Here is a 21,661-nt window from a genome sequence, read left to right as displayed (position 1 = left end):
TCCATCAGCCCGCGATCTGCCTGAACGGGTCCAGCGCGAACCCGATCAGCCGCCGCTCGCGTACGACGATTTCCGCCGTGGCCGTCATCCCGTAGCGCAGCGGATACTTCGTGCCGGCGATCAGGTACGCGTCGCGCGCAAGCGCCACGCGGCCTTCGTAGACGGGTTCCTTCGTCTGCGCCTGCGGCTTCGTCGCCGGCGAGATGTATTCGAGCGTGCCGTCGATCACGCCGTAGCGCTGATACGGAAACGCGTTGAACTTGAGCTTCACCGGCAAGCCTTCGTGCAGGAACGCGCGGTCCTGCTCCGCGATCGCGACCTTCACCACCGGCCGCGCATCGGACGGCGCGATGCTGCCGAGCGGCGTGTTGGCGAGAATCTTGTCGCCGGGCTGCGTCGTGGTCACATCGGTGATCACGCCGGACACGGGCGCCAGCACGAGCAGGAAATTGTCCTTGTCGATGTTCTCGAAGCGGATGCGCGCGGCGGCATCCGCGGCAAGGCGCGCCGTCTGCACCTGCAGGCGCAGCTTCTCCTCGGTGTTCGCGATGTCGCGCACCGTCGCGTCGTACTGGATGCGCAGCCCGGCCAGCGTCTCGCCGCTGCCTTCGAGTTGCGCCTTCGCCTGCGCGAACTCGTGGCTCTGCTGCGCCTCGAGCTGCGTGAGCCGCGCCTGCGCGACGCGGTAGCTGTCCTGGGCCTGCAGGTACGCGCTGCGCTTCTGCTCCACCTGGCTCTGCGACACGCCGCCGCCGCCCGGCAGCGCGAACAGGCGCGCGTACTTGTCCTGTTCGTCCTTCGCGAGATCGAGCGCGTGGCGCGCGTTGTCGATGTTGCTGCGCGCTTCGTCGACCTGCGCGCGCTGCGATTGCGCGAGCTTGCTGGTGCCTTCGGCAATGCGGTTCTGGTGCAGGTGCTCCTCGACCTCGATCTGCTGCTTCAGCGCGTCGGCCTTGCGCTCCATCAGCTGCTTCTTGTCCGGAAACTGCTTCCATTCGCGCTCCGCGTCGTCGAGCTTGAGCCGCGCATCGAGCGCGTTGGTCGCCGCCTCGATCGCGCCGCGCGCGTTGATCCGGCCGATCACGTCGTTCTTCTCGACCGGCTGGCCTTCGGCAATGTAGATGTCCACCAGCTCGCCGTCGACGGGCGCGTAGATGCGGCGCACCTCCGACTCCGGCGCGAGCGCGCCCTGCGCGGTCACGATCACGTCGGCGCGGCCGACGAACGACCACAGCAGCGCACACACGACGAGCCCGACCATCGCGAGGATGGTCGCCTGCGTGAGCCGCCACGGCCGCGCCGTCAGGATCGCGATCCCTTCGGCGCTGTGATCCTCCAGCGCCTCGCCGAGCGAGCGCGGCGGCTCCGGCGGCGCCGCCTGCCGCGCGCGCTTAAGGAGACTGTCGAGCTTCACCGCGCCCTCCCGAGGAAGCGAGCCGTTCCAGCGTCGCGGCATGCGCGGCGAACGGCGGCGTCGCGAAGCGGAACTGCCTGAGGCGATCCAGCACGGCCGGCCCGCGCCCGGCCCGCGCGTCGCTCTCGAACTGCGTGTACTGCTGCAGATCGGCGCGCACCGCGTCGAAGCCGCCGAGGCGCGGATAGCGCTGCTCGTAATCGGCGAGCAGCGCCGGGAGACCGTCGAGCCGGTCGTCGTCGAGCGCCGACGCGATCGCGCGCTGCAACCGTTCGAGCGCGGCCACGTAGACGGAGTTGTCGGTTTGCAGCTTGCGCACCTGGCTGAGCGCGTCGGCATACGGCACGGCGAACGCGGGAACGTATGACGAAATCCGGTCGAGCAGCCGCTGGTGCGCGCCCGGGTCGTCGTTCCAGCGGCCGGTCAATGCCTTGATCGGCGCTTCGTCGCGGTAGATGCGGATCGGCGCGTCCGGCCCGCCGCGCCCGGCAACGAACGCCTGCAGCTCGCCGATCCACGCGACTTCGTCGACGAGCGGCCGTGCGTCGGGGTTGTGGCGCGCCAGCGTGCGCATGTCCTGCACGACGGCGCGGGCGCGCTCGAATGCGCGCACGTTCATCGCGGCGATCCAGTCCGGCACCGTCGAACGGACGAGCGCCTCGGTGCCCAGCGCGAGGAACGCCGTGTCGTCCGGATGGTTCGCGAGATGGCGGTCGGCGAGTTGCGCCGCGTGCACGGTGTCGCCGCGCGCCAGCAGCGCGCGCATCTCGCGCAGCGGCGCGTCCTGGAAATACAGCGTCGCGAGCAGCACGACGACCGCGGCGAGCAATCCGCCGCTCCACCAGCCGAGCCGGCGCAGGTTCACGTGCCCGCTGCCGCCGAACGCCTCGCTCAACTCCGACAGGAAGACTTCGAACCTGCCGCGCCGGCGGCGCGCATCATGCACGGTTTCGGCGGCGCCATGCGCGGCGTGCGGGTTGACTTCGTCGTCCTGCTGAACGGCCGGAACCGTGCAGAAGATGTCGAGGAACGAATGCGCGGTATCGACGAAGGTCGTCCGGTCGGCGTCCGCGGCGGCCGCATTCGCGCCGGTTCCGGGCGACGCGGCCGTCACCGTGGAGTCCGGTGCCGGCTCGCGCCGCACGCCGACGCGATAGACGAAGTGATCGCCGCCGAACGCGAGCAGCGCGCCGTCGCCGAGCGGCACCGCATGCTCGTCGAGCCGCCAGCCGTCGACGAACGTGCCGTTCGTGCTGCCGAGATCTTCGACGTAGACGTCGCCGTCCTGCATGTAGATATGCGCGTGACGCCGCGACAGGTAGTTCACCTGATGCGGATACGCGTTCCGGTAGCACGCGAACGTGTCGTCGGTCTTGCTCACGAGGAACGGGAAGGCGGTAATGATGACCGGTTGCAGGCCGAGATCGCCGCGCTCCGGCGACAGCGTGACGACGGCCGGCCGCGCCGGCTGATGCGTCGCGCGCGGCATGAACGCGACGCGGTACGCCAGCGTGCCGGCGAAGCGCAGTTCGTCGCCGTCGCGCAGCAGGTGCGGCTTGTCGCCGACGTCGACGCCGTTGACGGCCGTCCCGTTCTTGCTGCCGAGATCGGCGACATAAGCCGCGCTGCCTTCGAAGAAGATGCGCGCGTGTCGGCGCGACAGGTCGGCCACCAGCTCGGGCCGCGCGGACGCGAACGGCGTGTTCGTCCGCCCGACCGCGAACAGCGCGTTGTCGATCCGGATCTCGCCCAGCTCCGGATGGGAAACCGGCTTGAGCACGATGTCGAACTGCCGATCGAGCGCGGCCTGTTTCTCGGCAATCGGAGCGGCGTCTGGAACCATGATTCGGCCAACGATCGACATGCGCCTGCCAATGGGCACGCGGCGCAGGAAACGCGACGCGCTTGCGAACCACCCTGGTGAAGCCGCGCCGCCAACGCACCTGGCGACACGCGCGTGAAAAAAGTTTAGGCGACCGATGACGGTAGTCAATCGGCCGGCGCCGATTGCGCGGCCGCGCAGGACTGGCGTGTTCATTGCATCGCGTGGCCGGCCGGCTCGCTGCTTGCATTCGAGATTTCGACCGCGCGCCAGCCGCCGCCGATCGCCTTGTAGAGCGTGACCGTGTCGCTCAGAATCTGCTGATGATTGGCGAGCAGCGCGAGCTCCGCGGACGCCACCGAACGTTCCGATTCGAGCACTTCGAGTTGCGACACGAGCCCTTCCTTGAGCTGTGCCTCGACCTGCGCGGCGACGGTACGCAGGCGCTCGCCCTGCTGCTGAAGCTGCACGCGCTGCCGCTTGTGCGCGTCGAGATCGACGAGTGCATTTTCCACCTCCTTGAACGCGGTGAACACGGTCTGCCGGTACTGCTGCTCGGCGACCTTCGTCTGCGCGTCGGTCGTCTTGATGTGCGCGCGCACGCCCGGGTCGAACATCGGCAGGTTGATGCTCGGCAGGAAGCTGAACGTGAACGCCCTGAACAGGTCCGACAGCGCGAACGCCGCGGTGCCGCCGCGCCCCGTCAGGCTGATCGACGGCAGTTGCGCCAGCTTCGCCGCGCCCACTTCGTCATACGATTCGAGCACGCGATACTGCGCGGCGACGACATCCGGCCGGCGCGCGAGCAGTTGCGCGGGCAGCCCCATCGGCACGTCCGGCAGCTTGACGCGCTGCCGCAGATGCCCGGCAGGCATCCTGAATTCGCCGGCCGGCACGCCCAGCAGCGTCGCGAGCGCGTTTTCGGCGTTGTCGCGCGAACGGTGCAGCTCGATCAGCTCGTTCGCCAGCCCGTTGATCTCCGCGCTTTGCCGCAGCACTTCCGTCTGCGGCGCGACGCCGTTCGCGAACATCGACTGGTAGATCGCGAGGATCTGCCGGTTCTTGTCGAGCGTGCGCTGTTCCTGCTCGATCTGGTCGTCGAACTGGAGGATCCGGAAGTACGTGCTCGACACGTCGGCGACGAGCGTCAGGTAGCCTGCGCGCCAGTCGGCCTCGGTCGCGTGAAATTCGGCCTTCTGCGCCTGCACGCCTTTCTCGACCTTGCCCCAGACGTCGATGTCCCAGTTCACCTGGCTGCCGAGGTTGTAGGTCTTCGACAGCTTCTGATGCGTGCTCTTCTCGAAGTCCGCGCCCGCGCCGAGGTCGACGCTCGGCAGCGCGCCCGCCTGGACTTCGCCGACCTGCGCGCCGGCCACGCCGATGCGGGCCGCCAGCACCTTGATGTCGACGTTGCCCGCGATGGCCTTGTCGATGAGCGTGTCGAGAGTCGGATCGTCGAAGCTCTTCCACCATTCCGGATTGACCGCGTCCGACGCGGATACCGGCCCTTGCGCGTGCGCCCACGTGGCCTTTGCCGGCATTTCCGGGCGCTGGTACGCGGGTATGTTCAGATCCATGCAGCCGGACAGCAACGCCGCGCATGCGCCGGCGGAACCGGCCATGCGGGCCAGCGAACGCATCAGACCACGGCGGTTGCGCGCGACGGTCGGCGACAGGCGGGTGTTCACGGTCGACTCCTTCGGAGGAACGCGGCGCATCTCATACTGCATAGGCTGTGCCAGCCGCTCGTGGAATCGGCGGGAATCATGCCGGGCGGCATTGCCGATGCGGGTCCGGGCGATGAAGAAGGTGGTGGCGGCGACGCGTTGGCGGCACGCGGATCAACGATGCGTGACGGGTCGCCGCCGACAGTTCCGGCTCGGCATGTCGGGAATGCACAGACACTCGCGCCATTCATGCCATTGGCGACAGCGTCGCCGCGCGCACGCAACGCGACCGTGGCTCGACGTGCGCGACGTCACTTCACGTAGATCGTGATCTTCTTCGAATAGACGGGGGGATTTTGCGGCACGTGGTTGGCGTCGCCCATCAACAGCTGCAACGTGTGCTTGCCCGGGGGAAGCTCCAGCGTGGTTTCGGTCTCGCCCGCGCCGAAATGCAGGTGATTCCGGTCGGACGGAATCGGCTGGTCCAGCGGCGGCAGGTCCGTATCGATCAGCAGGTGATGGTGGCCCGTGTTCGGAAACTGCACGTGCGACGGCGCGACACCCATGTCTCGCAAGCCGAACCACACGCGGAACGGACGTCCGGCCGGCAGCACCTGGCCATCGTTGGGCCATCCGATATAGGCGATGGCCTTCGCGGAATGCGCGCCGGTCTCGGCGGTCGTCGCACCCGTCCATAGCAGCACCACGGCAGCGGCGAAGAGGATGAGCTTGTTCATGGCTTCAATTTCCGGTTCGTGCGGCGGGCGCGGCATGCCGCGCTACTTGACCGTGATCGTGATCTTCTTCGAATACACTGGCGGATCGTGCGGCACGTGATCGTGGTCGCCCATCAGCATCTGCAGCGTGTGCTTGCCGGGTGGCAGCTCGATGCGCGCCTCGGTTTGACCGGCGCCGTAATGGAGGTGATTCCGGTCCGACGGTATCGGCTGGTCCAGCGGCGGGAGATCGGCATCGATGAGCAGATGATGATGGCCCACGTTGGGCCGCTCGATGCCTTTCGGGCAGATGCCCATGTTGCGCAGCCCCATGCGCACCCAGAACTTGCCGCCCGTGATCGTTGCACCGTCCGACGGCCAGATGATGTACGCCTCGGCGCCGGGCGGCGAAGGCGTGCGCCCCGCGGCAAATACGATCCTCGGCGCCAGGACGGTGGCGGCCATGACCAACAGCGTAGCCCTTCTTCGCATCGTATTGCTCCTCGCGTTGGTGGCGGCGCGCGGCGTCGGACAGTGGAGCGTGTCTAACAGCTTAGGACGTAATCGACGGGAAGGCGTGCGCGCATGTCTGCTTTTTTTGCAAGACCCTCGGGTGGTTCCGGTGATCGCCGCCGAATGCGCGTGCTATCTTGAATGTGTCCTGGCCGTGCCCGTGCCCGCCGCAGGCCGGCATCGTGGCAACGCATGTGCGTTCCATATGTAAGCAGACCCTATGGGGCTGAATATGTGGCGAATACTCTTGCCCGCATGCCTGTTTGCGTCGATCGCGGTGACATCGAGCGTCTGCTCCGGCGAGGACATGCATCCGTTTGCCGCGCCACCCGCAGCGTCCGCGCGCCCCCCGTCCGTCGAACCGCGTCGCGTCGCGCTCGTGATCGGCAACAGCGCGTATCGCGGCCATCCGCTCGCCAATCCCGTCCATGACGCCGATGCGATGCACGATGCGTTGCGGGCCCTCGGCTTCGACGTCGTCACGCTGCGCAACGCCACGCGGCAGCAAATGCTCGACGGGCTTGCCGCGTTCGAGCGCCGCATCGCGGCCGACGGCACAGGGCTGGTCTATTTTGCGGGCCACGGCGCCAGCGTCGGCGGCACGACGTGGCTCGCGCCGATCGATGCCGACGTCGCCTCTCCGGCCGGCCTGTCGCGAACGGGCATCGACCTGCAAACCGTGTTCGATGCGACGTCGCGTCGGCATGGCGACCGGATTGATCTGATCATTCTGGATTCCTGCCTGAGTGCGCCACCCGGCGCCGGCAACATGGCGGCCCGCCAGCCGCCGCCGCCGCACACGCTCGTCGCCTACGCGGCAGCGCCCGGCGCAAACGCGGCCGACGGTGCAACGCATGGTGTCTACACGGCGGCGCTGCTGCAAACGCTCGCGTTGCCGGGACTCGGCATCGCCCAGGTGTTCGACCGTGCAGGCGCGATGGTCGAAAGCGCCACCGGGCATCGGCAGATGCCGTGGGTCGCCTCGTCCCTTTCCGCCCTTTCCGATGCGGCGACGACGTTAGCGTTCCCCGGGGCCCGTCGCGCAGGAACCGGCGCGGGGCATGCCGGCGACGAAGTGTTGACCGACGTCGGCGTCGTCGCGTTCGACAGCCGTGGCGTGATGCCGAAAGACAGCGCCGAGCAGTACGAAATCACGTTCTGGGAATCGATCAAGGACAGCAAGGAGGCGGGCGACTACGAAGCCTATCTGAAGACCTACCCGAACGGCCGCTTCGCGTCGTTGGCGCAGGCCCGTCTTGCGCGACTGCGAGCCGCCGCGCCCAAGGCGCCCGCGCCTGCACAGACGGCGAGCCCCACGCCAGCCCCCGTTCCGGCGCTAGCGCCGGCATCAGCAGCGCCCGCATCAGCAGCAGCGGCACAGCCTGCGCACACGCCCGGCTCGCCGGCGAAAGCGCCGCCTCCCGCCGCAGCGGCGGCCCCGTCGGCCCCGCAGCAGAAAGGCGTCGCGACGGCCGCCAATGAAATCCGGGATTGCCCTGCCTGCCCCGCCATGCTGGCGGTCAGCCCGGGGACATTCGCGATGGGCAGCAATTCGGGCGATCCGTCGGAAAAACCCGCGCATCGCGTGACGCTCGATCATTCCTTCGCGCTCGCGAAGTACGTGGTGACCGTCGCGCAGTGGAACACGTGCCGCGATGCGGGCGCCTGCCCGCGCCTGCCCGGCGACAGCAACACGGCGCCGAACGCGCCCGTGCGCGACCTGAGCTGGGACGATGCGCAACAGTACGTAAAGTGGCTGTCGAAAATCAGCGGCAAGTCCTACCGGCTGCCGACCGAGGCCGAATGGGAATACGCGGCGCGCGGCGGCACCGCGACGCGCTACTGGTGGGGCAACGACATGCGCCCAGGCAACGCGAACTGCAAGGACTGTGGGCCGCCGTGGCACGCCGAGGCGCCGGACAACGTCGGGTCGTTCGCGGCCAATCCGCTCGGCTTCTACGACATGGGTGGCGGCGTATGGGAATGGGTCAGCGATTGCTGGCACAACTCGTACAAGAATGCGCCTGCCGACGGCCGCTCGTGGGACGAGCCGAATTGCCAGGTACGCGTCATCCGCGGCGGCTCGTGGCGGGATGGGGCGAGCTACATGCCGGTTTCTACACGCTTCAAATACGACAGCAGCGTGCGGTATTCGGCAAACGGGTTTCGCGTGGCCAGGGACATGAAGTAGAGCGATATCGCTCTGGCCGGCAAATGGCACGGAAAGACTGGAAGGGCCGGAGCTCAGCCCTCCCGGCGGTTCAGGGCACGTCACGCGCGGGTTCGTCCGACCGAGGCGACATGATCGATAACGAGGAGCGCGCGGATTTCCGATTCGCTGGCCTCGTGGACGGCCTCGCTCAGGCGTTCGGAGAACTCGGTGGCGATAAGGTTGAGCGGCGGATTCGCCAGCACGATGTGGCCGACGGAATCGTGACGCTCGAAACGGATGGATTTCATGTTCGTCTCCTGGCTATGGGTGGTGCGGGGGCTCAGGCAGTCTTGCTTGCGTGCAGATCGAGTTCCCGGATCATGCTTTCGCGCATGGCGAACTTCTGCACCTTTCCGGTCACCGTCATCGGCATGTCTTCGACGAAGCGGATATAACGCGGGATCTTGAAGTGCGCGATCCGGTCTCGGCAGAAGGCACGGATCTCGTCCTCGGAGGCATCCTGGCCCGGCTTGAGCACGATCCACGCGCAAATCTCCTCGCCGTATTTCTGATCAGGCACCCCGAATACCTGCACGGCCTGCACCTTCGGATGGCGAAAGAGGAACTCTTCGATCTCGCGCGGGTAGACGTTCTCGCCTCCGCGAATGAGCATGTCCTTCACACGCCCGACGATATTGCAGTAGCCGTCGGCATCGATCGTCGCCAGGTCGCCGGTGAGCATCCAGCCGTCGCGGATCGATTCCCGGGTTCGCGCGTCGTCATCCCAGTAGCCGAGCATGACCGAGTAGCCACGCGTGCACAGCTCGCCCGTCTCTCCAACCGGCACGACATTCCCGTCCTCGTCGACAACCTTGCACTCGAGGTGCGGCTGGATGCGCCCGACCGTCGAGACCCGCTTGTCGAGCGGATCGTCGGTGGCGCTCTGGAACGACACCGGACTGGTTTCCGTCATCCCGTAGGCAATGGTGACCTCCGCCATGCGCATGTCCGCCACCAGCCGCTTCATCACCTTGATCGGGCACGGCGCGCCGGCCATGATGCCGGTGCGCAGGCTGGAGAAATCGTATCGATCGAAGTCCGGGTGGTCGAGCTGCGCGATGAACATCGTCGGGACGCCATGCAGCGCGGTGCAGCGCTCCTCGCTCACGGCCGCCATGGTGGTCAACGGATCGAACGCCTCACCCGGAAAGACCATGCACGCGCCGCTGACGGTACACGCCAGCACCGACATCACCATGCCGAAGCAGTGATACAGCGGCACGGGCACGCAGAGCCGATCCTCTTCCCGCAGGTTCATGGCCGCGGCCACGAACCGTGCATTGTTGATGATGTTCCGGTGCGTCAAGGTGGCGCCCTTGGGCGCGCCGGTGGTGCCACTGGTGAACTGGATGTTGATCGGGTCGTTGGCATCGAGCCCCGCGGCAATCGCATCCAGCTCGCCCACCGATACGCCCGCGCCACGCTCGAGCACCTGCCGGTACGTCAGCATGCCCGGCGTGGATACGTCCTCCATGCGAATCACCCATCGCAGCGCGGGCAGCTTTGCCGCACGCAAATCGCCGGGTTCGCAGTGCCGCAGTTCGGGAGCCAGGGTTTGCAGCATTTCCAGGTAACGGGATGTCTTGAATGACTCGGGCGCGACGATGGCCTTGCAGCCCACCTTGTTCAGCGCATATTCAAGCTCCGCAAGCCGATAGGCCGGATTGACGTTGACCAGTATCAGACCGAGCCGGGCGGTCGCAAACTGTGTCACCGTCCACTCGAACCGGTTGGGTGACCAGATGCCGATACGGTCGCCTCGGCGCAGCCCCATCGCATGAAGGCCGGCCGCCATGGCATCGACCTCGTCGGAAAACGCCTGCCAACTCCAGCGAACGCCCTGCTCGCGAAATACGACGGCGGGACGTTTTCCGTGGCGCTCCACGGTCTCGGCCAGCAGTGCCGGCACCGTCAGTTCGCTCAGCGCGGAGCCGGTGTCACCTTTGACGTAGGACAGCCCACTGACCGGCAGCGTCGCGCCGGCGGCAGGCCCGGATGTTCCAGACGGCATCTTCATGGTTGTCTCCAGAGTTTCACCGGCGAAAGGTCGCCACGCCTGTCGCGTGGGTCTCTCTCCGATAGGTTTCCAGAGCGATCCTCATATCTTCCTTGGAAGACGTCAAGTCGGGATTTTACTCACATACCGCCGCTCATCTCGTCCAACAAACAGCGGATAATGATGCACAGACACACTATTGGCGGTCGACACTACGTCATCCGAGGAAGGAATTCCGGTAGCACAAGGATTTCCCGATGGACGTCCTTCGACGTCACACGCATCGCAATGGGTACGCCGATTCTTCAGAACGTATGGCGAATGCCGAGCATCACCCCGGTCTGATCCACGCCCGGCGCCGGCCACGAAGAAGTGCCGGCGGTGCCGCCGTCGATCGTGAGCACGGAGCTGCGCTGATTGAATATGTGCCCCGCGGTCACGTACACCGCGCTGCGCTTCGACAGCAGATACATCGCGCGCGCCGCGATCACGGAAGCGCCGGCATCATGTCCGCTCACGGTCAGATGGCCGTACTGCGCGTCGAGGACGATCTGCGGAACCGGCAGATAGGTCGCCCCGAGCCACCAGAAATTGCTGTTCGCATCGACGACGCCCGGCGCCAGCTCCCCGTGATTGATGCGGTGCAGGAAACCGCCACCGATCGTCGCCGTGCCGAACTTCACGTAGCCGTTGATGACGGCTCGCGTATCGGTCTGCGCGCTGCTCGGCAGCGGCGAGCCGGCCCCGCCGCCGCCGTAGTTCCGATCGAACGCGCCCGCGATACCCCAGCTCGCCGCCTCGTACTTCACCATCGCGGATATCGTCTTGCACGCGCGGTAATCGGCCGGCGACTGGCCCGCGCATCCGCCGGCGGCGGCCGGCGCCACCGCGTCCCGCCCGAGCGAGTAACTGACGCCGAAAGTCAGGCCCGACGACGAATAGCTGTAGACGATCGCGTTGTCGAGACGCGCCTGGGCCAGATACGTGTCGAGCAGCCCCGCCGCATAGATGTTCGGCCCCATCGTATCGCCCGGCAGCGCCAGATAGATCTGGGAATACTGACGACCGAACGACAGCGTGCCCCACGGCCCCGACAGCCCGACGTACGCCTGCCGGCCGAATAGGCGGCCGCTCTGGTTCAGCGTCCCCTGCCCCGGCGAGAAGCCCGACTCGAGCACGAACACCGCGCTCCAGCCGCCGCCCAGATCCTCCTTGCCGCGAATGCCCCACCGCGAAGGCAGCGACCCGGTGAGTTGCGGCACCTTCACCACACTCTGCTTCCGGGGCCCGACGTTCGTCACGTATTCGACGCCGGTATCGATGATCCCGTACAGCGTCACGCTCGATTGCGCGTGTGCCGCTCCCGACGCACACGCCGCGAGCGTCGAAAGACCGCACCAGAACGCCGTGCGCCGCGCAAACCCCTCTCCAAACCCTTTTATCCGAAGATTCATTCCGCAACCTCCATGTAGTTATCATCTTCCTTGGAAGATACAAATCCATCATCTTCCATGTCAATCGACAACCGGGTCGTGAGTTACCCCTATGCTTATCTCAGAACGGCGCATTTGCGGGCACATTCCCAGAAAATGAGCGCCGTCATAGTTTTCCCTACCTCGACATCCATCGCCCGGGCATTTACCTTCCATGGAAGACGAATGTGATTCGTCTGATCCGTATCATGGAACGAGGCATGGAAATGAAAGAATCAGGAGATCACCAGGCGGCCACCCGATCCCGGGGCACGCCGTTGCCGGCCGAAGCCGCCGGCTTCGTCTGGACCGACGACTACGCGCTCGGCCATCGGTCGATGGACGACACGCATCACGAGTTCGTCGAATGCGTCGATACGCTGCTCACGACGGCCGACGCCAACCTCGCGGCCGCGCTCGAAGCGTTTGCCGAGCACGCATGCCGCCACTTCGGCGAAGAGGACGACGCGATGCGCGACACGGCCTACGGATCGGCCGGCTGCCATATCGACGAGCACGCCGCCGTGCTCCGGTCGCTCGACGCGGTGCGCGCCGCGCTGGCCGAAGGCCGCCCGCAGGTCGTCCGCGCGTTTGCGAGCGCGCTCGCGGACTGGTTTCCCGAGCATGTGCGCGTCATGGACATGGGCCTTGCGCGCTGGCTGATTCAGCGCCAACTGGGTGCGGCCCCGGTCGTCATCCGGCGCCACCTGCAGCGTGCCGCCTGAAATGTCCGTCATTTATCCGGAAGTCGTCATGGAAACGTCCCACACCCCCATCAACGCCACGTTGCAAGTCTGCGTCTGCGCGAAGACGTGGCTGGCCGAAGACATCTACGGCTACGAGCTCGCACCGCTGTCGGACACGCCGTTGCCCCGCTTCGAGGCCGGCGCGCACATCGACGTGCATCTGCCCGGCGGACTGGTGCGCCAGTATTCCCTTTACGACCTGCCGGACGACCGGCAGCGCTACCGGATCGGCGTGCTGCGCGATCCGCAATCCCGCGGCGGCTCCGTCGCGTTTCACGACAGCGTGCGGGCCGGCGATACGCTCACGATCAGCGCGCCGCGCAATCACTTCGCGCTGCACGACGGCCCAGACCGGTCGATCCTGTTTGCCGGCGGCATCGGCATCACGCCGATCCTCTGCATGGCCCGGCAACTGACGCGCGAGAACCGGCCGTTCGAGATGCACTACTACGGCCGTTCGCTGTCGCGGATGGCGCTCGTCGACGAGGTGCGGCAGATCGGGGACGGCACGCAGGCGCACGTGCACGCCGACGACGGTCCGACCGAGCAGCAACTGGATGCCCGCGCCGCGATCGGCGCGCCGTCCGGGGACCGGCACCTGTACGTGTGCGGGCCGACGGGCTTCATGGATCACATCCTGCAGGCCGCGCGCACGCTCGGCTGGGACGACGCGCATCTGCATCGCGAATATTTCGCGGCGGCGCCGGTCGAGTCGTCGGACGAAGACGCACCGTTCGAAGTCGAAATCCACAGCAGCGGCAAAGTCATCGAGGTAGCGGCCGACCAGAGCGTCGCGCACGCGCTGCTCGATGCCGGATTCGACCTGCCGCTGTCCTGCGAGCAAGGCGTCTGCGGCACCTGCATGACCACGGTGCTGGCCGGCGAACCCGACCATCGGGACCTTTACCTGACCGACGACGAGCGCGCGCGCAACGATTGCTTCATGCCGTGCTGCTCGCGTGCCAAATCCGCGCGATTGGTCCTCGATCTTTGACGCCGCCGCGCGCGCTCTCCTGAGGAGATTGACATGTTGACCAAGCAGGACAATGAACTGATGTGCCGCACCGGCGCGGGCACCGCGATGGGCGGTGCGATGCGCCGCTTCTGGCTGCCCGTGATCCAGTCGTCCGACCTCCCGCGGCCGAACGGCGACCCGAAAACGATCGAGCTGCTCGGGCAGCGGTTCGTGGTCTGGCGCGACCAGGACGGACGCCCCGGCCTCTACGACGAGGGCTGCCTGCACCGCGGCGCGTCGATGCAGCTCGCCCGCGCTGACGGCGATGGTCTGCGCTGCATCTATCACGGCTGGAAATTCGCGGTGGACGGGACAGTGCTCGAAACGCCGAACGTCCCCGATCCGAAATTCAAGGAGCGCCTCAAGGGCCGCACGTACCCGGTTCGCGAAGCGGGCGGCCTGATGTGGGCCTATCTCGGCCCGCGGGACAAGGAGCCGCCGTTCCCGCACCGGGCATTCATGGACCAGCCGGATTCCCATCGCATCAACGTGTGCGCGATCGTCAACTGCAACTTCGTGCAGGTGATCGAGGGGCTCGTCGACTCGTCGCATCTGAGCGTGCTGCACAGCTCCGCACTGGCCCAGACCAACCACTCCAACCTGGACTACGCGGGAAAGATCACGCACATGCAGTTCGACGCCGCCCCGACGATCGAGGCGGACGAAACGGATTTCGGCTTTCACTACGTCGCGATCCGTCAGGCCGGCGAAAACCGCATCGCCCGCGTCACGTCGTTCATCGCGCCGAGCTTCATCGCCAACGCGAACGGCGACGTGTGGCTTGCCGCGGTCCCGATCAACGACGAGCGCTGCTACTTCTTCCACGTGTGGTGGGATGCCGAGAAGCCCATTGGCGAAGAGCCGCTGCGCAGCGCGCAGCTCACGTTCGTCGGCCTCGACGAGCCGACGCTGCGCAAATACGGGATGACGCTCGACACCTGCGACTCGCCGGCGGCGATGTCGTTCGTCAATGGCTACCGGCAGGATCGCCAGTCGCAGCGCAACGGCCACTTCACCGGCTTCGACGGCATCACGCAGGAAGACGCCGCTTGCAGCATCTCGAGCGGCCCGATCCGCGACCGGTCGCAGGAAATGCTGTCGAGCGCGGATCTCGCGATCAGCCGCCTTCATCGCACGCTGCTCGCGTGCGCGCGCGCGCAGCGCGATCAGCAGGACATTCCGGCGCTGCGCGCGGAATCGGGCCGCGCGATCGGCATCTCCGCAGAGGTTGGTCCGGGCGAGGACTGGCGGCAACTGGTTCCGCACCACCGGATCGTTTCGCCGTCCGGCGCGCGCACGCAGCGCAACTCATAACCCGGCTTTGAAGAGGAGTTCGATATGTTGAGCCATGAAGAAAACGAGATGCTGTGCCGCGTCGGCCCAGGCACGCCCGGCGGCGCATTGATGCGGCGTTTCTGGCATCCGGTCTGCACGTCCGCGCAACTGCCCGGCGCGGACTGCGCGCCGCTGCGCGTGCGGCTGCTCGGCGAGCAATACGTCGCGTTCCGGGACACGAACGGCCAGGTCGGCCTGCTCGAGGAGCTGTGCATGCACCGCGGCGCATCGCTCGCGCTCGGACGCGTCGAGGAAGGCGGCATTCGCTGCCTGTATCACGGCTGGAAGTTCAGTGTGGCCGGCGCCGTGATGGAAACGCCGAACCATGCCGATCCGAAGTATGCGGCGCGGATGAAAGCGCCGGCGTTCCCGGTGCGCGAAGCCGGCGGGATCGTCTGGGCATACGTCGGCCCGAAGGAGCAGGAACCCGTGTTCTCGCGCTACGCATTCATGGATGCGGAACCGAGCCATCGCGTCGTGCTGCGCATCAACGTCGCGTGCAACTACCTTCAACTGGTCGAGGGCGGCGAGGACAGCTCGCACGTAGGCGTGCTGCACACCAATATGGCGCGGCCCGGCTGGAAGGACGACGCGTTCACGCGCAATCCGGACGTCGTGAATCCGGCCGCGCTCGCGTCGAACGATCTCGAACCGTCGCTGAAGATCGAGGACACGGCGTTCGGCTTCCACTACGTCGCGCTGCGCAAGACCGACGAGCCGGGCGTGCGCAACGCGCGCGTCGTTCCGTTCATCGTGCCGTACGGCCGCATCATTCCCGCGCCGGCGTTCCTGTTCACGGTGCTCGAGGTTCCCGAAGACGACACGCACACGAGCACCTACATCGTCGTGCACGGCGACTCGCCGGTCACCGAGGAAAAGATCATCGCGCTGCTCGGCCTGGACGATCCGAAGTATTACGATCGCAAGAACTGCACGTTCAACGCGAGCTGGGCGGATTCGTTCGGCCAGAGCCGCGCGCTGATGAAGGAAAACTGGACCGGCCTGCGCGGCGTCGAAGTCGAAGACGCGACGATCGGGCTGTCCCAGGGCCCGCTCTACGACCGTTCGCGCGAGCATCTGGTGCCCGCGGACCAGGCCGTGGTGCGCGTGCGCCGCGTGCTGCTGGCCGCGGTCAGGCGCGTGATGAACAACGAGCAGCCGGTGGCGCTCGGCCTCGATCTGCGCGGCGTCAGCGCGTGCGACCGGCCGCTCGCCGAGGGTGCGGCCTGGCAGGATCTGCTGCCGGCGCATCGCGAAACCATCGAAGCCTGAGGAGAACCCTGATGACGAACGATCAAACGGGCAGCCGCACACCGGACTACCTGTCGCTGCTGCGGCTCGACGGACGCGGTTTCGTGGTGCTCGGCGCCGGCCGGGGCATCGGCGAGCAGGCGGTTCACGCGCTTGCCCAGGCCGGCGCGCGCGTGCTCTGCGTCGACTGCGACGAAGCGCTCGCCCACCGCATTGCCGAAGCCGCTGGCGGCATTCCCTGCGTGGCCGACGCAACGTCGCGCACCGACATGCAGCGCGTGTTCGACACGGCACGCAAGCACTTCGGCCGCATCCACGGCGTCGTCGACATCATCGGCGTTGCGGGCATCAAGCCGCTGGCCGCCGTCGACGATGCATCGTGGGATCAGCAGTTCGACATCGTCGTGCGCCATGCGTACCTCGCGCTCCAGATCGGCGGCGAGATGATGAAGGCCGACGGCGGCGGCACGTTCGCGTTCGTCGGCTCGCTCGCCGGCGATCGCTCGGTGCCGAACGAGGTCGCGTATGCGGCATCGAAGGCCGCGCTGCATCATCTCGTGCGCTGCGCGGGCGTCGAGTATGCGCCGTACAACGTGCGCATCAACGCGGTGTCTCCGGGGTTCGTCCGCACACCGCGACTGAATCAGCGTCTGGACGAAGCGACCTGGACGCGGGTCGGCGATGCGATTCCGATCGGGCGCGCAGCCACGCCCGCCGAAATCGCGGGCCACCTGTTGTTCCTCGCATCCGACCTGAGCGCCCACATGGCCGGCGAAATCGTCACCGTCGATGGCGGCCTCAGTGTGAAAGCCGCCATTCCCGCCATCACGTTTGCCCCGTCGGCAACGCCCACCCCATGACCACGATGACACATTCGTCCCTACGCGACCGGATTCATCCGTCGCTGCGTGCACTCGCCGACGCGGCCGCCGCGCGGCCGAGCCTCGCGCAGATCAGCGCCGGCGAGGCACGCGCCGGCATCGCCGCGCGCACCGCCTCGCGGGCGCCCGGCCCCCGCATCGACAAGGTCTTCGACCTCGCGATTCCCGGCCCGGGCGGCGGCATCCCGGTGCGCATCTACCATCCCGGCGGCGCCGTTGGGGTGACGATGGCCTTTCACGGCGGCGGATGGCGGATGGGCAATCTCGACAGCTTCGACGCCGTCTGCCGGCATCTGGCCAACGACTCCGGGCTGGCCGTGATCAGCGTCGACTATCGGCTCGCACCCGAGCATCCGTTCCCCGCCGCGCTGGAAGACGTGTGGGCGGCGACCCTGTGGGCCGCCGGGCACGGTCACGAGCACGGGCTTCCGACCGGTCGACTGACGGTGTTCGGCGAATCGGCCGGCGGCAATCTCGCCGCCGTCGTGTGCCTGCTCGCGCGGGAGCAGGCCCGGCCGCGACTGCTCGCGCAGGCGCTCGTGTATCCGGCGACGGACGCTCGTCAGCAGCGCGCGTCGTTGTCCGTTTATGCGGAAGGCTTCGTGCAGCGCACCGCCGACGTCGCGCATGCGTTCCGCGAGTACGCGCTCGATCACGGCATATCGCCGTCGACCTGGACCCTGTCTCCGTTCCATGCGGACAGCCACGCGAACCTGCCGCCGGCCCTCGTGATCACCGCCGAGTGCGACGTTCTGTGCGACGACGGTGAAGCCTACGCGCGCAAGCTCGCCGAAGCAGGCGTTCCGACGACGTGCGTGCGTTATACGGGCATGCTGCACACGTTTTACGGCATGCGCGGCGAGGTCGACGCCGCCGCGCTGGCCCAGCGGCAGGTTGCCGACGTGCTGCGTGCCGCCGTGCAGGCCGGTTAGCGATGCATGCGGTCGTGCGATTGCACTCGACGGGCGGGGTATCCGGGCATACCGGCGTGGGCGGCCGGCGCAAGCGCTGCGACGCCGGGAAACTTACGTACAATGGCGGACAGCGATGCCGGCCGCCCCTTTACGATCGATCCGGTCGCACGCCCTTCCAAGGAAGTCATCGAGATGAGCACCGCAGACGCGAAGCAGCCCGCCCGCCCCCGAACCGGGGCAAAAAAAGCTTCGACGCAGACAGAATTCGCCCCCAAGCCGAGTCTTCCGCGTAACAGCCTGATCGAGCTGATCACGCTGCAATGGCAACACGAGCGCAGCGATCTCGATCTTTCGAATTTCCTGCTGGCGATCTACTTCATGCGGCTCGGCACGCTCGTCGAGCAGTCGTTCGACAAGATGTGCCAGCGCATGTGGGGCATCAGCGGGTCCGACATGCGCGTGCTGCTCGCGTTGCGCCGCAGCGGGCACCCGTACGCGAAGCGTCCGACCGATCTGTACCGCGCGCTGCTCGTAACGTCGGGCGCGATCACCAAGAAGATCGACCGCCTCGCGAGCCTCGGGATGGTGGAACGTCAGCCGGACCCGAGCCACGCCGGCGGATTCATCGTCCACTTGACCAGGAAAGGGCTCGACGTCGTCGAGAAGGCCGTCGTGAAGCTCGCGAACGAATCGTCGATCGCACCGGCGATGGCGCATTTTTCGGATGCCGAGCGCGCAGCCGGCAACGAATTCTGCCTGCGCACGCTGGCGTTGATGGAAGAAACCGCGCTCCAGGAACTCGACGACGCGCCAAGCGTGCCGTCTGCGCCGCGAACCAGGCAAACGCGGCGCACGCCGCGCAGCCGCAAGTAAGCGGCGGGCCGGCGGCGCCTACCGCGCGCTCTGCTGCCGCTGCACCTCCTGCGCTTTCATCTGCAGGTAGTCCTGCCGGTCCAGCTCGTGAAGCTGCCGCGCGTACTGCTCGGTCGCGTCGAACCAGCGTGCGAGGCGCTGGTCGAGCGGCTTGTCGAGCGTCGCGAGATACGCGTCGATCGCGAGGTAGTAGCGCATCGTGTTGCGCTCCAGCAGCCCGCGCACGCCGCCGATATACGCGGGCGGCGCTGCGGCGGGCGTGCTGGCGACGGTAAAGCCGACCTTGTCGCGCCCGATGGTGCCCAGATAGGCCTTCATCGCCATGCGGCCGACCGTGCCGAAGCCATACGAATACGTGAGGTGCAGGAACGTGCGCGACGCGCCGACCGGCACGGCCTCCAGCGCGATCCGGTAATCCTTCGTGCCCATCGGGCCGCTGTCGGCATCGAGATCGACCTGGAAATAGCCCGGCGTCGCGGGCGCCGCACGATAACGGAACGTCACGCGATAGGTGGCGTCCAGCTTCTGCTCGACCTTCCTGCCGAGGTTGACGTCGAGCATCGCGCCGTCGCTGCTCGACGATGCGCGGCAGTACTTGACGTTGAGGTGCAGGATCAGGACGTCGCACCAGTTGGCCGGCCCCCGCGCGGGGTCGTTGAGCCTGCCGTTGACCACCGCGAACGGAAAGTCGACCACCGCGTAGATGTCGCCCCGCAGCGTCGAATTTCCCTCCGACGACTCGAGGTAGAGCGGACGTCGGAACGGATTGTGCTTCAGTTGCTCAGACAGGTCGTGGTATCGGTCGAGCAGCGTCGCCGCATCGTCCGCGCCGAACGACAGCGCGCACCAGCACAGACACCATGCGGCAAGGATGGCGCGGCATCCCGCCCGGAACGGTCGGAACGATCGGTTCACTTCGGTATTTTCAGCGGTCGACATTGGCATGCTCCGGCGGCGGCGCCGGTCTGATCAAGCTTACCCCTTTTGCGTCAGCGCTTGCGCGGCTTGGGCGGCGGCAACTGCGCGGCGGTGATCCGGATCAGCGCCGACAGCCATTCGCGATCGTCCCACCGTTCGCCCGAAATGACGAAACACGGCTTCGCGCCCGGATACGGCGCGCCTTCCTCGCACGCGCCGAGAAACGCACGGCCTTCGGGCGTCGGCTTGACGAACAGCCGATCGTCGCAAACGAGCGCGGCCATCTTGCCGTCGCAATAGATACCGTACTCGCCGAACATCTTGCGCGCCGATACCGCGCCGGCCGCCGCCATCTGCTCGACGATGAAATCCACGGTGCTTTGGCTCGATGCCATGCGTTTCCTCGAAAAAACAAGCCAGGTTGATGCGACGCGCTCGCGCCGCCGTCACTTTTCCGCCGAGAACGCGTCCGACAGCTGGCGCGCCCGTTTCACGTCGTCGCCGTGCGGTAGATCGACGCGTGACGCAGATTATCCCGCACGGTCGTCAGCTTGGCGCCGCGCGCGAGCGCGTGGGTCGCGTGCGTGTGGCGCATCCCGCACCCGCGAGGCGCCGCACACTCATGAAAACCTGTCGAGCAACCCGTACCACGCGACCCCGGCCGCGATATAGAAGCGCTGCAACCCGTGCAACGGGATCGGGCGGATCGGCGTGACGCCAAGCGGCAGCGGCATGCACGCGTCGCCCGACAGATGCGCGGCCAGGTGCTTGCCGAGCGTCGTCGCCATCGCGATGCCGCGGCCGTTGTAGCCGAGCGCGATCGTCACGCCCGGCGCGGGCTCGTGCACGTGCGGCAGGAAATCCGCGGTGATCGCGACGCGCCCCGCCCAGCGGTATTCGAACCGGACGCCCTTCAGTTGCGGATACAGCAGCGTCGTCGCGCGTTCGAGGTGGCGCCAGTCGCTCGGCGCGCGCGGGTCGGCGAACGGGCCGCGGCCGCCGATCAGCAAACGCCCCGCCTTGTCGCGGCGGAAGTACAGCAGCAGCCGACGCGAATCGGACGCTACTTCGCCGCCCGCGAGGATGCCGCTGCCGACGTCCGGCGCCAGTGGCCGCGTCGCTGCGATGAAGCTGTTCGCGGCGATCACCGACCGGTGCAAGCCGGGCCACAGCCCGTCCGTGTAGCCGTTGGTCGCGATCACGACGCGTTCGGCCGACAGCGTCGCGCCGCATGCCGTGGCAACGCGCCAGCGGCCGCCGTCGCGCGTCAGCGCGGTGGCCTGCGTGCCGCCGTGCACGGCTACGCCGAGCGACTGCGCGGCGCGCACGAGGCCGCGCGTATAACTGAGCGGCTGCACGCTGCCGGCGCGGCGATCGATCCAGCCGCCCGCATACGCCGGCGTGCCGAGCCGACGCGCGACTTCATCGCCGTCGAGCACCTCGACAAACGCTCCGCGTGCGGCCCACTGCCGGGCGCGGCGCGCAACCGCGTCGAGCATCGCGGCGGTCGGCGCCGGCTGGATCCAGCCGCTGCGGCGCGCGTCGCATTCGATCTCGTAGCGGCCGATCAGGTCGAACACCGTGTCGGCCGCGCCGCCGACGATCTCGACGAGCCGCTGGCCGGCCGCGTCGCCAAAGCGCCGCACCAGTTCGTCGGGGTCGTATTTCAGCCCGGGAATCACCTGCCCGCCGTTGCGGCCCGATGCGCCCCAGCCCGGCTGCGCGCCGTCGATCACGCGGACGTCGGCGCCGCGTTCGGCCAGATGAAGTGCGGTCGACAGGCCCGTGAAGCCAGCGCCGACCACCAGCACGTCGCACTGCGCCGGCGCGTCGAGCGCGGGCGTATCGGGCGCCGGCGCGGCGGTTGCCGCCCACAGCGAATCCGGCCATGCCGGCCCCTTCTTCATTTCGTTCAT

The 21,661-nt window shown here is 67.3% G+C and carries 19 protein-coding genes and 1 pseudogene; 9 read left to right on the top strand and 11 right to left on the bottom strand.

The genetic code is table 11. The features are described from left to right. Positions 1 to 4: 4 nt before the first annotated feature. From WT26_RS00095 to WT26_RS00075, 5 genes are all read right to left on the bottom strand, one after another. On the bottom strand, positions 5 to 1,414 hold the full coding sequence (locus WT26_RS00095; RefSeq protein ID WP_059529543.1) for an HlyD family efflux transporter periplasmic adaptor subunit: 1,410 nt from the start codon (positions 1,412 to 1,414) through the stop codon (positions 5 to 7). Then, complete coding sequence (locus tag WT26_RS38780; protein WP_069269695.1) at positions 1,392 to 3,257, bottom strand: FHA domain-containing protein; 1,866 nt, start codon at positions 3,255 to 3,257, stop codon at positions 1,392 to 1,394. Before WT26_RS38780 ends, WT26_RS00095 begins: the two co-directional genes overlap by 23 nt. 191 nt (positions 3,258 to 3,448) lie before the next feature. After that, entirely contained in the window at positions 3,449 to 4,876 is a 1,428-nt protein-coding gene (locus WT26_RS00085) for an efflux transporter outer membrane subunit (RefSeq protein ID WP_069269694.1), read from the bottom strand. A gap of 338 nt (positions 4,877 to 5,214) precedes the next feature. Beyond that, positions 5,215 to 5,640 (bottom strand): DUF4399 domain-containing protein, encoded by a 426-nt coding sequence (locus tag WT26_RS00080; RefSeq protein WP_045565985.1) that lies wholly within the window; start codon positions 5,638 to 5,640, stop codon positions 5,215 to 5,217. Between the two features lie 42 nt (positions 5,641 to 5,682). Beyond that, entirely contained in the window at positions 5,683 to 6,111 is a 429-nt protein-coding gene (locus tag WT26_RS00075; protein ID WP_042585394.1) for a DUF4399 domain-containing protein, read from the bottom strand. 241 nt (positions 6,112 to 6,352) lie between these two features. Here WT26_RS00075 and WT26_RS38975 point away from each other — a divergent pair. Beyond that, positions 6,353 to 7,063: pseudogene (locus tag WT26_RS38975) on the top strand (caspase family protein); the annotation flags it as partial. 6 nt (positions 7,064 to 7,069) lie between these two features. Beyond that, the gene (locus tag WT26_RS00070) at positions 7,070 to 8,323 is read left to right on the top strand and encodes a formylglycine-generating enzyme family protein (RefSeq protein WP_418219973.1); all 1,254 of its coding nucleotides are present in this window, start codon (positions 7,070 to 7,072) and stop codon (positions 8,321 to 8,323) included. Between the two features lie 80 nt (positions 8,324 to 8,403). Here the strand turns inward: WT26_RS00070 and WT26_RS00065 are convergent, their stop codons facing one another. From WT26_RS00065 to WT26_RS00055, 3 genes are all read right to left on the bottom strand, one after another. Beyond that, positions 8,404 to 8,592 (bottom strand): hypothetical protein, encoded by a 189-nt coding sequence (locus WT26_RS00065; RefSeq protein WP_059821096.1) that lies wholly within the window; start codon positions 8,590 to 8,592, stop codon positions 8,404 to 8,406. Positions 8,593 to 8,624: 32 nt separating this feature from the next. Next, complete coding sequence (locus WT26_RS00060) at positions 8,625 to 10,361, bottom strand: AMP-binding protein (protein ID WP_069269427.1); 1,737 nt, start codon at positions 10,359 to 10,361, stop codon at positions 8,625 to 8,627. Positions 10,362 to 10,645: 284 nt separating this feature from the next. Next, complete coding sequence (locus WT26_RS00055) at positions 10,646 to 11,794, bottom strand: porin (RefSeq protein ID WP_080485584.1); 1,149 nt, start codon at positions 11,792 to 11,794, stop codon at positions 10,646 to 10,648. Between the two features lie 245 nt (positions 11,795 to 12,039). Between WT26_RS00055 and WT26_RS00050 the strand changes: the two genes are divergently transcribed. The 7 genes from WT26_RS00050 to WT26_RS00020 are packed head-to-tail and all read left to right on the top strand — an operon-like array spanning position 12,040 to position 18,827. Beyond that, positions 12,040 to 12,537, top strand: a complete 498-nt coding sequence (locus WT26_RS00050; protein WP_080406160.1) for a bacteriohemerythrin — start codon at positions 12,040 to 12,042, stop codon at positions 12,535 to 12,537. A 28-nt stretch (positions 12,538 to 12,565) separates the two neighbouring features. Beyond that, on the top strand, positions 12,566 to 13,552 hold the full coding sequence (locus tag WT26_RS00045) for a PDR/VanB family oxidoreductase (protein ID WP_080485607.1): 987 nt from the start codon (positions 12,566 to 12,568) through the stop codon (positions 13,550 to 13,552). 33 nt (positions 13,553 to 13,585) lie between these two features. Further along, positions 13,586 to 14,887: a Rieske 2Fe-2S domain-containing protein gene (locus WT26_RS00040; protein WP_059983910.1), complete on the top strand. Its 1,302-nt coding sequence runs from the start codon at positions 13,586 to 13,588 to the stop codon at positions 14,885 to 14,887. 24 nt (positions 14,888 to 14,911) lie between these two features. Next, positions 14,912 to 16,180 (top strand): Rieske 2Fe-2S domain-containing protein, encoded by a 1,269-nt coding sequence (locus tag WT26_RS00035; RefSeq protein WP_042585388.1) that lies wholly within the window; start codon positions 14,912 to 14,914, stop codon positions 16,178 to 16,180. A gap of 11 nt (positions 16,181 to 16,191) precedes the next feature. Next, a complete protein-coding gene (locus WT26_RS00030) occupies positions 16,192 to 17,019 on the top strand; it encodes an SDR family NAD(P)-dependent oxidoreductase (protein ID WP_045565554.1) in 828 nt (275 codons plus the stop codon). Then, the gene (locus WT26_RS00025; protein WP_231130434.1) at positions 17,016 to 17,972 is read left to right on the top strand and encodes an alpha/beta hydrolase; all 957 of its coding nucleotides are present in this window, start codon (positions 17,016 to 17,018) and stop codon (positions 17,970 to 17,972) included. The genes WT26_RS00030 and WT26_RS00025 overlap by 4 nt, the downstream gene beginning before the upstream one ends. Positions 17,973 to 17,978: 6 nt before the next feature. Further along, complete coding sequence (locus tag WT26_RS00020) at positions 17,979 to 18,827, top strand: MarR family winged helix-turn-helix transcriptional regulator (RefSeq protein ID WP_230461538.1); 849 nt, start codon at positions 17,979 to 17,981, stop codon at positions 18,825 to 18,827. Between the two features lie 18 nt (positions 18,828 to 18,845). Here the strand turns inward: WT26_RS00020 and WT26_RS00015 are convergent, their stop codons facing one another. The 3 genes from WT26_RS00015 to WT26_RS00005 form a co-directional block, all read right to left on the bottom strand. Next, positions 18,846 to 19,766 (bottom strand): hypothetical protein, encoded by a 921-nt coding sequence (locus WT26_RS00015; RefSeq protein ID WP_069271943.1) that lies wholly within the window; start codon positions 19,764 to 19,766, stop codon positions 18,846 to 18,848. 50 nt (positions 19,767 to 19,816) lie between these two features. Continuing rightward, on the bottom strand, positions 19,817 to 20,140 hold the full coding sequence (locus WT26_RS00010) for a TfoX/Sxy family protein (protein WP_069271942.1): 324 nt from the start codon (positions 20,138 to 20,140) through the stop codon (positions 19,817 to 19,819). Positions 20,141 to 20,365: 225 nt separating this feature from the next. After that, positions 20,366 to 21,661, bottom strand: coding sequence for an NAD(P)/FAD-dependent oxidoreductase (locus tag WT26_RS00005; protein WP_069271941.1), 1,296 nt, complete (start codon positions 21,659 to 21,661; stop codon positions 20,366 to 20,368).

The organism is Burkholderia cepacia (genome assembly GCF_001718835.1).
Taxonomy (GTDB): domain Bacteria; phylum Pseudomonadota; class Gammaproteobacteria; order Burkholderiales; family Burkholderiaceae; genus Burkholderia; species Burkholderia cepacia_F.
Note: the sequence above shows the minus strand (reverse complement) of the source record. Positions and strands in the feature narration are given on the sequence as shown.